The organism is Akkermansia sp. AE01SA01 (assembly GCF_036417395.1).
Classification (GTDB): Bacteria; Verrucomicrobiota; Verrucomicrobiia; order Verrucomicrobiales; family Akkermansiaceae; genus Akkermansia.
This window is the reverse complement of sequence record NZ_CP143890.1, coordinates 525,680-539,497: the sequence shown is the minus strand read 5'-3', so window position 1 is coordinate 539,497 and position 13,818 is coordinate 525,680. Positions and strand designations below refer to the sequence as shown.

Here is a 13,818-nt window from a genome sequence, read left to right as displayed (position 1 = left end):
AACCATGCACATCCATACTCCATGCATCCTGGCTGCCGTCATTGCTCTGAATGCGGCGTGGGCAGCCGCTCCGCAATTCGACCGCATCTACGGTTCCCACATGGTTATTCCCCATGGAAAAAACGTGCCCGTCTCCGGCACGGCTGATCCCAACAAGGAAGTAACCGTCACCTTCGGCAGCGTCACCCTGAAAACAAAAGCTGATCCCCAGGGAAAATGGAGCGTCACACTGCCTCCCATGCAGCCTAATGCCACGGGCCGGCCCCTGACAGCCTCCCAAAACGGAGACTCCTCTCAACTGGACGACCTGCTAGTGGGCGAAGTGTGGCTGGCTTCCGGGCAATCCAACATGCTGTTTCGCCTGAACCAGACCTCCACGGCCAAAGAAGACATAGCCGCCTCCGGCGACGAACAGCTCCGGCTGCTCAACAACGTTCCCCAGGCCCATACGAATAACGCCCCCTATTCCGACAAAGACTTTAATGCCGTCACCACGGACAAGTTCTACCAAGGAAAATGGGTCGTCAGCTCGCCCTCCACCTCCGGTCCGATGGCGGCCGTCGGCTACTACTTCGGCAAAAAACTCCGCGAGGGCCTGAGCATCCCGGTAGGCATCATCCACTCATCCCTGGGCGGCTCGGAAATAGCGGCGTGGATTCCCCAGCAGGTTATCAACACCAACAGCAGCTTCCGCACCCTGCGCGGCAACAACTGGCTGGATTCCCCTCTCATCTCCGGCTGGGTGAAGGGACGCGCCAGAAAGAACATCTCCCCGCGGCTCAACCAGGGTTCCCCGAACCACCCCTACAAGCCAGCGTTCCTGTATGAATCCGGCATCGCGTGGACAACGGCCCTCCCCATCACCGGCGTCCTCTGGTATCAGGGGGAATCCGATGCGGAGATCATTGACAACGAACAAAACGGCAAGCTGCTGAAAACCATGATCTCTTCCTGGAGAAAGGCCTTCCGGAATCCGGACATGCCGTTTGTGATGATTCAGCTCCCCCGCATCAACGATCCGTCAAAAACCCGGGCCGGATGGCCCGAATTCCGTGAAATGCAGGATGCGGTAGCCAAAACCGTCCCGCACGTCTATAGCGTCAATACCATTGACCTGGGATCCACCAACGCAGACGTGCATCCCCCGTTCAAGCGTCCCGTAGGGGAACGCGCGGGCAACACGGCTCTGAACAAGATCTACGGCAAAAAGGTTCCCTGTGAAGGCCCCGCCCTCAGGACCTTCAAGCCCTCTGGCTCCAGCATCCTGATCCAAATGGAACATGCCGCCGGACTGACCACGACGGACGGCAGGGAACCGGCCCAGTTTGAAATTGCCGGAGCGGACGGCGTCTACCATCCCGCCTCGGCGGAAATCACGAACAGGAAAGGCCATACCGCCGTCATCCGCCTCACCTCCCCGGAAGTCAAATCCCCAAAGCATGCCCGGTACTGCTGGAATCGTTTTGTAACGCCCAACCTGGTCAACGGCGACCAGCTCCCCGCCCGCCCTTTCCGGACGGATACACCTTCCTCTAAAAAATAACCCGCCTTACTCCTTCACACCATGAACCTTCATCTTCTCTTCGCCTCCCTCGCAGCAACCCTTTCCCTGGGATTCGCGGTGCAGGCCGCCCCCACCAAAATAGCCTGTGTAGGGGACAGCATCACCTTCGGTTCCGGCCTCAAGCCGGGAGATGCCCGCTATCCCGAGGTGCTCGCCACCCTGATGGGGCCGGGCTATGACGTCAAAGGATTCGGCAATCCGGGAAAAACGGCGGGAGACTACCCGGGGCAGGCAGGCCGCTGGTTCGGAAGCACCCCCCAGCACAAGCAGGCCCTGGACTTCAAGGCTGACATTTATATCAGCAACCTGGGCATCAACGATACGGGCCGCTGGTGGAACTCCGGCCTGTTCGTCAAGGGCTATGAGGACCTGTTCAAAGCTTGGAAATCCGCCAGCCCGAAAGCTAAATTCTTTGCCTGGGGCATGCTGGGACCTGACTACCGCGGACCTCTCGGCAAAAAAGCCTTTCCCGGCAACTGCTATCCGGACGTACGCAAATACGCATTATCGGACAACGGTTCCGCCGCCAACCGGCCGGAAGCGGAAAAACTGATCGCCTCCGTGGCACGCAAACACAAAATCGCCCTCTTTGATGCCCTCACTCCCCTTTCCGGCCATCCGGAATGGTATGTGGACGGTCTGCACCCCACGGCGGAAGGCGCCAGGCGCATTGCGGAAATCACCTTCGCCAAGCTAATGAAAAGCATGAAAATCAAACAGCCGGTTCCCCAGTTGGAAGAAGGTGCGGACAGTCTCATCATCAACAACAAGGGAGACTCCGGCATCCTGCTGGACGGATGGAGGCTCACGGATGGAGCCGGCACGCTTGTCTTTGAAAACGCCACGGTCGTTCATCCCGGAGACAGGATCATCATCAGCATTGGAACGGAAACGCAGACGGACCCGACCAAGCCCCTGACAATCAAATCCTCCAAATCCCCTTCCGTATTTAGATTGCTGCCGCCAAAAAAATAACGTCTTTCATCCTCTTTTTCCAAGGCCATTCCCAAGGGGAACGGTCTTTTTCTTTGCCAGACGGCACTGGCCGTCAAAGGAAATGGAGGAGTGGAAATTATATTGCGTTTTATTTGAGCATTTTTGCTTCCGGCAAGGTCATATAGTGCATGGAACAGAATCAATGCAAATCTTCCGCATGCTGCCTGCTGGGATCTCTTGCCACAAACACCAGCATGGACTTCGGCATTCTGCTGTTGCGTCTGGGCGTGGGCGCGATGATGCTGGTGCACGGCATCCCGAAGCTGAACATGCTCCTCAGCGGAAACTGGGCCATGTTTGAAGATCCGCTGGGCATCGGCTCCTTTCTTTCTCTGCTGCTCTGCGTAAGCGCGGAAGTAGGGTGCTCCGTCCTCCTGTTCTTCGGCTTCCTGACGCGCCTGTCTTCCCTCATCCTCATCATCAACATGTGCGTGGCGCTATTCCTTTACCTTGGCCTGTCCGGATGGGGCGCCCAGGAACTGGCGGCCATCTACCTCCTGATTTACCTGACCCTCTTTTATACGGGACCCGGCAAATTCTCCTTGGATGCATGGTGGCTCCGGAAGGACTGCAAAATAGAGGTGGAATAAACGCCCCTTAAAAGCCTCCGGCCCGCGCGGCCTCATGGCAAAAATACTTCTTTTTTCACTCGCCGCGGCAGGAGCCTTCCTTTAGGATGTGGCCACACCCAGTCCATCCGTTCATGTCCGGCAAATTAACCTATAAGCAATCGGGGGTCGATACCAAGGAAGCGGCAGCTTTTGTATCCGACATTAGTTCTCACGTTAAAAGAACACAGAAAAAACGCTCTCTGCATCAAGCTTTCGGTCTCTTTGCCGCCGCTTATGACCTGAGTTCCTATCAAGAACCCGTCATCGTCACCGGATGCGACGGCGTTGGCACCAAGACGGAAATCCTTTTTGAACTGGACATGGTGGAAACCGCCGGCAAGGACCTCGTGGCCATGAACGTCAACGACATCCTTACTACCGGAGGCGATCCCCTTCTCTTCCTGGACTATCTGGGCATCTCCAATCTGGAAGCGGAACGCACGCGCATCACGCGCCTGGTCGCCGGCATGTGCGACTATCTGGAATCCTGCAACTGCATCCTGGCCGGCGGAGAAACGGCTGAAATGCCCGGAGTCGTTCCGGAATCCATCGTGGAGCTTTCCGGCTTCTGCATCGGGTGTTGTGAAAAAAGCAAGATGATCGATCCCACGACCGTGTGCTCCGGAGATATCTTCATCGGCTACAAATCCGACAGTTTCCACGCCAACGGCTGGAGCCTCATCCGCCGCGTTCTGGAAGAAAACCCGGATGTCGTCAACGAAGAGGAACTCCGCTCCCTGCTGCTACCCACCCGCCTGTACCACGACGTGGTGGAAGACATGCGGCGTTCCAACGTCATACCCAAGGCATACGCCCACATCACCGGAGGCGGCCTTCCGGAAAACCTGGAACGCTTCCTGGGAGACTATGGCGCGGACCTGTCCATTCCGTACTGGGACAATGAGGCGGCCCAGAAAATACTGAAGCACGTGGACGCAGCAGACCGCTTCAACACGTTCAACATGGGCATCGGCTGGGTAGCTATCGTAAAACCGGAAGACGTGGAGGCCGCACTCAAGGCAGGCCCGGGCGGCGTAGTGATCGGCACATTGAGAGAAGGCCGCGGGATCCATGTAAAAGTAGAGGGCGAATAGAGAACATCATTTTTCCGCGTCGGTTACGCCACACTTGCAGGACAATCCTTTCATATCAATCCCATGAGCGATTTTCTTAAACACGAGTGCGGCGTAGCCGCCATTCGCCTGCTTAAGCCTCTCTCTTATTTTCAGGACAAATACGGCAGCACCCTCTGGGCGTTCAACAAACTGCTCATCCTGATGGAAAAGCAGCACAACCGCGGCCAGGACGGCGCGGGCATCGGCTGCGTAAAGCTCAACATGCCCCTGGGCCAGCCCTACCTGTTCCGTACCCGGGACGCCAGCAAGGACGCCCTTACTACCATCTTCAACGGCCAGATCAAGAAGCTCAACAAGAAAATCCGCCGCGGCCAGGTCAACCTGAAAGATGCGGAAGACATCAAAAACAACTTTGACTACGGCGGAGAAATCCTGATGGGGCATCTGCGCTACGGCACCTCCGGCCTCTTTGACGAAGGCTCCTGCCATCCCTACCTGCGCCGCACCAACTGGCCCACGCGCACGCTGATGGTGCTGGGCAACTTCAACATGACCAATACGCCGGAACTCAACCAGCGCATGATTGAACGCGGCCAGCATCCCGTCTTCGGCACGGACACGCAAACCGTTCTGGAAGAAATCGGCTACCATCTGGATGAAGCCCACACGGACCTTTACCGCGCTTTGCGTGACAGCGGCATGCCTGGCCCGGAAATTCCCCACGCCATCTCCTCCCGTCTCAACATTCAGGAAATCATCCATAACTCCGCCCAGCGCTGGGACGGCGGCTATGCCATCATGGGAGCCATTGGCAACGGAGACTACTTCTGCCTGCGCGACCCCCACGGTATCCGTCCCTGCCACTACCTGATTACGGACGAATTCATCGCCGTGGCCTCCGAACGCGTCCCCCTGATGACCGTATTTGAAGTGGAAAGCGAACAAGTGCATGAGCTTCCTCCCGCCAACATGCTTTCCATCAAGGCGGACGGCACGCACGCCATCACGGAATTCACCACGCCGCTGGCCCCCACTCCCTGCTCCTTTGAAAAAATCTACTTCTCCCGCGGCAACGACCCCATCGTTTACCGGGAACGCAAGGCTCTTGGCGCAGCCCTGACACCGCAAATTGTGGACTCCCTGGAAGACCGTTTTGACAAATCCGCCATCACCTACATCCCCAACACGGCGGAAACCGCCTACTACGGACTGCTGGAAGGATTGCGGGTGTACCGCCGCAAGCGCGTTCACGCCCAGCTACTGGAAGCCCTCCGGAACGGGACGCTGGATGAAAAAATGCTGGACAGCGCCATCCTGAAACGCTGGCCGCGCGGTGAAAAAATCGCGCACAAGGACATCAAGATGCGTACCTTTATCACGCAGGAAAAAAGCCGCGCCCAGCTCGTCTCCCACGTATACGACCTTACGTACGGAGCCGTAGGGCCGGAAGACGTCCTCGTCGCCATTGACGACTCCATCGTCCGCGGTACCACGCTGAAAAGGTCCATCCTGCGCATCCTGGGACGCACCAATCCCCGGAAAATCGTCGTCGCTTCCACTGCTCCGCAAATCCGGTATCCGGACTGCTATGGAATCGACATGTCTGAACTGGGCAACTTCATCGCCTTCCAGGCCGCAGTCTCCCTGATCAAGCAGCACGGAAAAGCCCGCCTGCTGGAAGAAGTGTTCCAGGCATGCAAGGCGGAACTGGCCAAACCCAGGGAAGAACGCCGCAACTGCGTCAAAGCCATTTACGACGGCCTGACGGATGCGGAAATCTCACGGGAAATCACCCGCCTGGTTACGCCGCACGACGCACCGTGCCCGGTGGAAGTCATCTTCCAGACCATCGAAAACCTCCATGCCTCCATTGAAGGCCCTTGCGGAGACTGGTATTTCACGGGCGACTATCCCACGCCGGGCGGCTACACCACAGTTAATGTGGCATACATGCGCTGGTTTGAGGGTAAAGGGGGCCGTGCATACGATTTGCCCTTGTAGGCCCCCCCGATTTTTAGGTAATCTACGCCTAATATGTCGGGCCCCATTGATTATACGACCCTGGAAGACACTGAACTGGTCGCCAGAGCTCGGGAAGGAGATTCTCGTGCTTTTGACGAGCTTGTGATCCGCCACAGCCGTAAGCTTCATGCCACGCTGTACCAAATGACGGATAACTACGACGATGCCTATGACATCGCGCAAGAAGCGTTTTCCAAAGCCTACAGGGCCTTGCGCTACTTCAACGGTCAAAGCGCGTTTTACACATGGCTTCATTCCATTGCCGTCAACCACGCCAGGAACTTCCTGAAAAAGCGCAACCGCAGAATGACCTACAGTCTGGACGACGACGAATACGGCGACCATACGGAAAAGGATATGAACATGGCGGATGAAACGGACGGGGCGGACCCCGAACGCCGCACTCATTTAAACGAACTTCAGCTCAAGATCAATGAAGCACTCAAAAAGCTCTCCACGAAACACCGTGAAGTTGTGGTTCTGCACGATGTCAAAGGCCTTAATCATACGGAGATTTCCGCCCTTCTCGGCATCTCGGAAGGAACACTCAGATCCCGATTGCATTACGCCCACAAGGAACTCCAGGGATTGCTGGCGGAATATCTGAGCTAATGCGTTAAAAAATATTGAACACTGCATCCTGCTGGCCTGTCAAACGCTTAGTCCTAGAATCAGGACCAAACACCCTAACCCATATCATACACAAAATCAACGACGATGGATAAACAATCCACAGAACAAAAAGAGGAAACTCTGGTTGCCATGCTGGCGTCCTTCCGTAAGGAAGCTTGTTATCATGACAATTTTGAAGAAGATTTCCTCCGCAATTTTCATCTGAGAAAGGAAACCGATCAGGCTACTCAATCTACTTGGAAATTGTTGCTCGAACGCCTGGACAACTATCTGCAAAACTTTAGAGGTTGGCAGTGGATATACGCGTCCATGTCCATCGTGACATTGGCGGCCGTAGGCGTTATCATAGCGTCTGGGGACATGGAACCGGCGGACGCTTACGTATCTGCCCCCCGTATCCCCGACGGGAAACTTCAACCCGTTAGCGAGGAAGAAGTAGAAACAACCTCAACTGACGGAGCGGCCGGAGCGACAACGACGCTCACCACGGAGGCCCCGTCTAACGAAACATCGATCAAAGAAAATCAGCTACAGACTGATTCCAATACCGATGACAAACCGGTATCCCGAGTTCTCATTGAGATGTAAATGCTCATTATGAACTTGGTGGTTCCCATATTAGCAGGCATAGCCGTCGCAGGCATTATTCAGCAAGCGGCGGCCGTGCCTGCTCCTTTTAAAGTAACGGCTGTTCCGCAGCAGGCAAACGGGGAATCATACACGACCCTGGCCGCACAGACAAGCAACGGCTTTATTGCCGCCCTGATCCCTTACAGGGTTTTTAAAAACGGAGCTGTAACCTATCACCTGGACGGCAAGGAGACACCGCCCCTCCAAGTATGGGCGCAGGAAAAGCTTACGGGATTGACGCTGTTCAAGGTAAATCCCTCCCTTCTCTCCGGCACATCCCCTTCCATCGCCGCAAACGCCACCCTCAGACGGGGAGCCAGGCTTGCCTTCACCAACAGCGAGAATGAACCCACGCTAGGTATTTATGTGGGCATGGAGCACTCCATAGGGGACATCAGCTTTCCCTTGCGCCTTATCCGCGCTCAATTCCCCAAACTGGCAGCACCGCCGATCGGCCAGCCGTGCTATGATGCAGACAACCGTCTTGTCGGCATCGTCCTGGGCGTCTCCCGCAAAGGCACCTGCCATCTTCTGCCGGCCCAGGCCATCTCTTTCCTGGCAGAAAATCCCAAAGCCAAACGGGTGCGGCTGGGCTGCCTGCTGGACATCAACTCATCCACCCCCGTCATTGAAGGAATTATCAATGGTGGCCCACTGGCACGCGGCGGCATCCAGACCGGAGACATTCTCATGAGCATCAACAACGTTCCCATCCGCAACTATGGAGACATGCTGGACGCCACCTACTACCTGACAGGGGAAAAACCCCTGACCATCCAGGTCATCCGCGGAACCCAGATTGTGGAAAGCAAAGGCATCATCCCCACGCAGGATCCCCGCTGATACGGACCCGGCATCCCGGAGGAATGAAAGGAGCGCCTTTCCCTCCCAAAATCGGGTTCTTGCCTTGTTTCAGGCTTGAACTTGACTGCCGTCCCACTTAAAAAGGGGCGTGCTTCAAATCGTCTTCAATAAAATCAGTGCCGCGGAAATATCCCGTATTCCCACGCTGGAACAACTGGACCTGCTGGGAGAATTCCAGGTTTCCGAATCCATGCTTCAAACGCTGGATGACACCCGTTTCGGCAAAATGGAAAAAGACGGCAAAACGCTTTACCGTTACGTGGCCAAGGACTACCGAATCTATTTTGAAGTCATTGACGGAAAAGTGGTCGTTCACCGCGTACTGCATGCCAACAGCCTGAACGACTTTTTATTCCGCACGAACATCTCTCCTACGGCGGGAGAAGATGAAATCCTCAGCCAGTCCAAGCATTTCTGGAAGCTGATCGACGAAGGCAAAAACTCCTCCAAAGCCTGAACTCCCCTTTCCATGGCCTGCATCATCCTAGGCGTCACCGGCTCCATTGCCGCGTACAAGGCGGCGGACATCGCTTCCGCCCTCGTCAAGCACGGACATGACGTGCATTGCGTCTGCACGGCCAAGGCCTTGGAATTCGTCACGCCCCTCACTCTCCACACCATCTCCCGCAACCCCGTTTTCTCCTCCTTTGACGATGAAAAAGGGGAATGGATTCCCCCCCATATCCAGCTGGCTCAAAACGCCGACCTCCTGGTTGTGGCGCCCGCCACGGCAAACACCATGGCAAACTTTGCCCACGGCATGGCGCCGGACATGCTCAGCTCCCTCTACCTGGCCTGCAAGGCCCCCGTGTTAATTTGCCCCGCCATGAACGTCCACATGTGGGAGCATCCCGCCACCCGGAAAAACGCGGAAATCCTGAAACAGCGGGAACGTCACCACATCTTCGGCCCTGCCGAGGCCGGCATCCTTGCGTGCGGAGCGGCCGGGACGGGCAAGCTGATGCCCGTGGAATTGATTGTGAAAAAAACTCTTTCCCTGCTGCCATAAAGGCTGTGGAAAAATCGCCTCATGCCTTTTTATTGGTTTGCCCCCGGAGGGATAAATCTTTTATCATTCCGGGCATGAAGCTGCTCACTCTTTTCCTTGGAACCCTGTTGCTTTGTTCCTGCGGGTCTGACAAATATCCCGTCAGCTTCCATATGCAGACAGGCGCCTCCGACAGTCAGAAATTCTCCTTCCGGAATGAAGATGACGGTTACTACTACTCCAAAGTACCCTTCATCTCCCAGAATGACATTGACTCCTACTACTCCTTCCGGGCGGCGGACAATACTTACGGAGCCGTATTCAACATTAAAAAAGGCCTGCACAGCAGGGTGGAAGGGGTAACCGCATTAAATCTCGGCAAACAGATACTGCCCATCGTCAACGGCCACCGCATGCAGCCCATGCGTCTCTACAACAACCCCATCAAGGGAGGCAAACTGGCCGTTCTGGGGGGCTTCTCCCCAGCGGACCTTGCCGCCATGGCGGAATTCATCCCTCCGGCGGACCCTAAAAGGGAAGAAGCCATCAACAAGCTCGCTCCCGTCACCAAGCCTCTGCTTCCTGCAATAGACCCCACCAAGGAAAAGAAAGAAGCCAAGGACCCTGAAGACCACAAAGACCGCACCGTGATCAGCACCCGCCGCGGACGGCTCTGATCCCGCACGTTTTATGAACATGCACAGCAAGTTCCTCCTGTTCCTGTCCGGATGCTTCCTGTTCCTGTGGAGCGCCTCTTATCTGGCGGCGGACATTGCCGTGCGCTTCCCCACCTCAAACACGGCCCTTCTGAACGACCGTCCGCAGGACTTTTACATGTACGTGGACCGGAACTTCGAGGGGCAGAAATCCCAGCCCTGGCAGGCCGGTGCCTACGGCTTTACCCGCACCCTAGTCAGAACCCAGGCAGGCCCGGTAGCCACCAAATTTCATGAAGGCATTGACATCAAGCCCCTCAAAAGGGATGCCGCAGGCGTCCCTCTGGACGATGTCCACCCGGTGGCTGGCGGCATCGTGGTCCATGCTTCCGCAAACCCTGCGCACAGCAACTACGGCCGCTACGTCGTCATTGAACACCGGCTGAAAGACGGACCGCTCTATAGCCTTTACGCCCACCTCGCCTCCGTCAACTGCCGGGAGGGGGACCAGGTAGGCACCGGAAACGTCATCGGACGCCTGGGTTATTCCGGCGCAGGGCTGAATAAAACACGGGCCCACCTGCATCTGGAGCTCTGTCTCAAGCTCCAGGACAACTTTCAACCCTGGTATGACAGCCTGAAAATGGGCACGCCCAACCGCCACGGCAATTACAACGGCCTGAACCTGGCGGGCTTTGATGCGGCGCCTGTCCTCATCCACTGCAAGGACGGGGAGGAATTCTCCCTGTCCCGCCATATCTCTTCCCTCCCGGTGCAATACGTAGTGCGCGTTCCCTCCACCGGAAAAATACCCAGCCTGGTCAAAAACTATCCCTTCCTGCTGAAACCGGGTCCGTCACAGCCCAAATCCTGGGAAATCAGTTTCACCGGACCCGGAGTTCCCACCTCCGTCACTCCTTCTGCGGAACCCTGCAGTGAACCTGCCGTCATCCGGGCTGTTCCCCATCCCTTCTCCCAACTGTACAGAACCTGCAACCGCGTTTCCGGTTCCAGCAAGGAACCCAGGCTGACGGCTTCCGGAAAACGCTACATCCGGCTCATTTTCATGGGAACGGAACCATAAGCCCCTTATTGATCATGCAAATACCCTCCACCAGGCACCACACCATCCCCGCCGCCATGGCGGCATGCGCCGCGTTCCTGCTGTCCCTGGGGGGCCTCTCCTCTGCGGCGTCAGGCAACACTCCTCCCCCCGCTTCCGCCCTGTCGCAGGACGAACAGGCGCTATTGAAAAACAAAAAATACCAGCAGGGCCTGAAGGACCTGGCTGCACACCTCCCGCTGGAAGCCAGCAAAAACTTTCAGGAAAGCCTGAAAACGAAAAACCTCCCGGAATCTCAAAAGGCCATCATCAGGCCGTTCCTTGCGGAAGCCCTGATCCGCGCCCACAAGACGGATGAAGGCCTCGCCCTGTGGGAACAACTGCCGGACTCCGTTCTGAAATCCTATTGGACGGCCATGGGCCTGTTCAACAAGGGATACTTCACCAGGGCTCTGGAAAAACTCTCCTCCATCCCGGACTCCGATCCCCTCTCCGTTTACGCCTTCCAGTTGAAAGCCCAGCTGGCCCGGCAGCTCGGAGACCAGCAGCTTCTCGTGGAATCCTTGACCAGGCTGGGCCGCTCGGACTCTCCCTCCGTTTCACACACCGCCAACATCCTGCTGGCGGACACCCTAGCCGGCATGCAGAACTATACGGAGGCGCAATCCATCCTCGAACAGGTAAAAAACAGTCTGTCCGGCACGGAAAAGCCGCCCATCCTGCTTCCCTATGCAGAACTGGTGGACGGAAAAATATCGGTCATCCAGGGCAATGTAGATCAGGCCATTAAAACATTTGCTTCCATTGCGGACAACACCTCCTACCCTGCAAAAATCCGTGATCTGGCACGGGTGGCACTGGCGGAAGGGGAAATTCTCCGGGAAAAACGCAATCCGGGGCAGGCGGAGGAAGAAGCGCGCGCGCAGCAGCCGGAAGAGGAAAACATCCACACCGCCGGAACGGGAGAAGACCGGCTCATCACCTTCATCGGCGGAAAGGCGGACTCCCCCCTGCTGATGGACGCCTTCAACATCCTTCTGAGAGAAAACACCTTCCGTACCGACCCTCAGGCACTGGAAAAACTCACAGGCTGGGTGAACTCCAAAGACGCCACACGGCAGCCTGCGGCCATGTACGCCATGGGCAGCCTTCTTCTGGAAAAGGGAGACCTGGCGGGAGCCATCAAGCTTGCCGGAGACAGCCTTGCCAAATATCCGCAGAACGTTCCTGTCCAGACTCTCTGTCTGAACGTCATCACGGCCCTCCTTGACAAAGGACGCACGGAAGATGCGGAACGTCTCATCTCCAAATATCCGGGCACATCTGCCGGCATCGTCTTCCAGCAAGGCGCCCTGGCCTTCCAGAAAGGGGATTACTCCCTGGCTCAAAAACTCTTCCGTGAAGCCTCCCGGCGCGGTACGGAAAAAACGGCGGAAGCCGCGCTCTTCAATGAAAACCTCTCCGCCCTGCATGCCAACGATGCGAAAGGCGCGGCCGCGCTGGTCCGGGAAGCCGCAGGCTCTGCAAGGCTGCGGGAACATATCCTCTTTGAACAGGCCCATTATGCGGCTAAAAGGATGAACCCGGAGGCCACGGAACTCCTGGCTGCCTTCGTAGCCCTGGCGGAAGACCCGGCTCTGAAAACCCAGGCGCGGCTGGACCAGGCGGAAGTGGCTCTGAACCTCAATCCGCCGGACATCCAGACCGTGCAATCCATCCTCCCTCTGCTGGAAAAGGAACAGCTCACCCCGGACCAGTCCATGCAGCTCGGCCGCTTGAAAATCCTGCTGGCGGAAAACCTCCAGGAATGGACGGAGGCCATCCAGGCATGCCGGCAAACCATCGCCCTGAACAAGGACGGGAAGCAGGCCGACGCCCTGTACCTCAAACTTGGGGAACTCTTGTACAAAAACGGCGACTTCCACGAAGCCCAGCTCGTACTCCAGCCCTTCCCCTCCAAATATCCGGACAGCCCCCTGAAAGCGGCGGCTCTCTTCCTGGCAGGAAAGGCGGCGCAGCAAAGCAACACTGTCAACACGCTGGAAGCGGCCCTTAACATCTTCCAGACTCTGGGGGCGGGAACAACGCAATTTGCCCAGGCCGCCAAAATAGAAGAAGCCTCCGTCCTGCTGCGCATGGGAAAAGCGGACCAGTGCATCGCCGTGCTTGACGAACTGCTTTCCAAGCCGCTACCGCGCTACATGCGGCTGCTGGCCCTCTCCATCCAGGCGGATGCGTGGGTAACCAAGGAAGACACCCACTCAGACACCCTCCGCAAGGCCATCAACCTGTGCACGGAAATCCTGAATACTCCCAATCTGGGACTGGCATGGAAATTCAAAACCCTTACCCAGCGGGCCCAATTTTACGAACGGCTGAACGACCAGGAAAAAGCCCTGGATGACTATGCCTCCATCCTGGTCCATACGCCCAGCGGCAGTTCCGCCAACAAGCGCCGGGACTGGCACTGGTTCTATAATGCAGGATTTGCGTCCATACGCCTCATGGGGCAGGCACAGAACTGGGACGGCTCCCTGGCCCTGGCCAGAAAGCTGGCGCAAACGTCCGGCCCCAGGGCCAGAGAAGCGGCGGCCTATGCACGCCGCATCCAACTGGAGCACTTCATCTGGCAGGAAGACCCGGTTGAAACGGAACAGCCGCCGGAAATGCAGCCTGTACCAAAACAGGCCCCCCAGTAAGCAGATTTGCCCCGTT

General features: G+C 56.9%; 13 protein-coding genes. All 13 read left to right on the top strand.

Going from position 1 to position 13,818, the window contains the following annotated elements; genetic code table 11:
* The first annotated feature begins 4 nt into the window (after positions 1 to 4).
* Positions 5 to 1,543, top strand: a complete 1,539-nt coding sequence (locus V3C19_RS02180) for a sialate O-acetylesterase (RefSeq protein ID WP_295932962.1) — start codon at positions 5 to 7, stop codon at positions 1,541 to 1,543.
* 21 nt (positions 1,544 to 1,564) lie between these two features.
* Positions 1,565 to 2,539, top strand: coding sequence for a GDSL-type esterase/lipase family protein (locus V3C19_RS02175; protein ID WP_130083972.1), 975 nt, complete (start codon positions 1,565 to 1,567; stop codon positions 2,537 to 2,539).
* Positions 2,540 to 2,688: 149 nt separating this feature from the next.
* Positions 2,689 to 3,150: a DoxX family protein gene (locus tag V3C19_RS02170; protein ID WP_130083973.1), complete on the top strand. Its 462-nt coding sequence runs from the start codon at positions 2,689 to 2,691 to the stop codon at positions 3,148 to 3,150.
* 113 nt (positions 3,151 to 3,263) lie between these two features.
* Positions 3,264 to 4,265: a phosphoribosylformylglycinamidine cyclo-ligase gene (purM, locus tag V3C19_RS02165; protein ID WP_130083974.1), complete on the top strand. Its 1,002-nt coding sequence runs from the start codon at positions 3,264 to 3,266 to the stop codon at positions 4,263 to 4,265.
* A 63-nt stretch (positions 4,266 to 4,328) separates the two neighbouring features.
* Complete coding sequence (locus V3C19_RS02160) at positions 4,329 to 6,248, top strand: amidophosphoribosyltransferase (RefSeq protein WP_130083975.1); 1,920 nt, start codon at positions 4,329 to 4,331, stop codon at positions 6,246 to 6,248.
* Between the two features lie 33 nt (positions 6,249 to 6,281).
* Positions 6,282 to 6,881 (top strand): sigma-70 family RNA polymerase sigma factor, encoded by a 600-nt coding sequence (locus V3C19_RS02155; RefSeq protein ID WP_067574002.1) that lies wholly within the window; start codon positions 6,282 to 6,284, stop codon positions 6,879 to 6,881.
* A 105-nt stretch (positions 6,882 to 6,986) separates the two neighbouring features.
* On the top strand, positions 6,987 to 7,490 hold the full coding sequence (locus V3C19_RS02150) for a hypothetical protein (RefSeq protein WP_295874394.1): 504 nt from the start codon (positions 6,987 to 6,989) through the stop codon (positions 7,488 to 7,490).
* Between the two features lie 9 nt (positions 7,491 to 7,499).
* Positions 7,500 to 8,375 (top strand): PDZ domain-containing protein, encoded by an 876-nt coding sequence (locus V3C19_RS02145; RefSeq protein ID WP_295932964.1) that lies wholly within the window; start codon positions 7,500 to 7,502, stop codon positions 8,373 to 8,375.
* 109 nt (positions 8,376 to 8,484) lie between these two features.
* Positions 8,485 to 8,853, top strand: coding sequence for a hypothetical protein (locus V3C19_RS02140; RefSeq protein WP_130083978.1), 369 nt, complete (start codon positions 8,485 to 8,487; stop codon positions 8,851 to 8,853).
* Between the two features lie 12 nt (positions 8,854 to 8,865).
* Complete coding sequence (locus tag V3C19_RS02135) at positions 8,866 to 9,405, top strand: flavoprotein (protein WP_130083979.1); 540 nt, start codon at positions 8,866 to 8,868, stop codon at positions 9,403 to 9,405.
* Between the two features lie 74 nt (positions 9,406 to 9,479).
* Positions 9,480 to 10,061 carry a hypothetical protein gene (locus V3C19_RS02130; protein WP_067574012.1) on the top strand — a complete coding sequence of 194 codons (582 nt, stop codon included), beginning with the start codon at positions 9,480 to 9,482 and terminating at the stop codon, positions 10,059 to 10,061.
* Positions 10,062 to 10,080: 19 nt separating this feature from the next.
* Positions 10,081 to 11,124, top strand: a complete 1,044-nt coding sequence (locus tag V3C19_RS02125; protein ID WP_161981310.1) for a M23 family metallopeptidase — start codon at positions 10,081 to 10,083, stop codon at positions 11,122 to 11,124.
* 14 nt (positions 11,125 to 11,138) lie between these two features.
* Positions 11,139 to 13,802: a tetratricopeptide repeat protein gene (locus V3C19_RS02120; protein WP_295932971.1), complete on the top strand. Its 2,664-nt coding sequence runs from the start codon at positions 11,139 to 11,141 to the stop codon at positions 13,800 to 13,802.
* Positions 13,803 to 13,818: the final 16 nt, after the last annotated feature.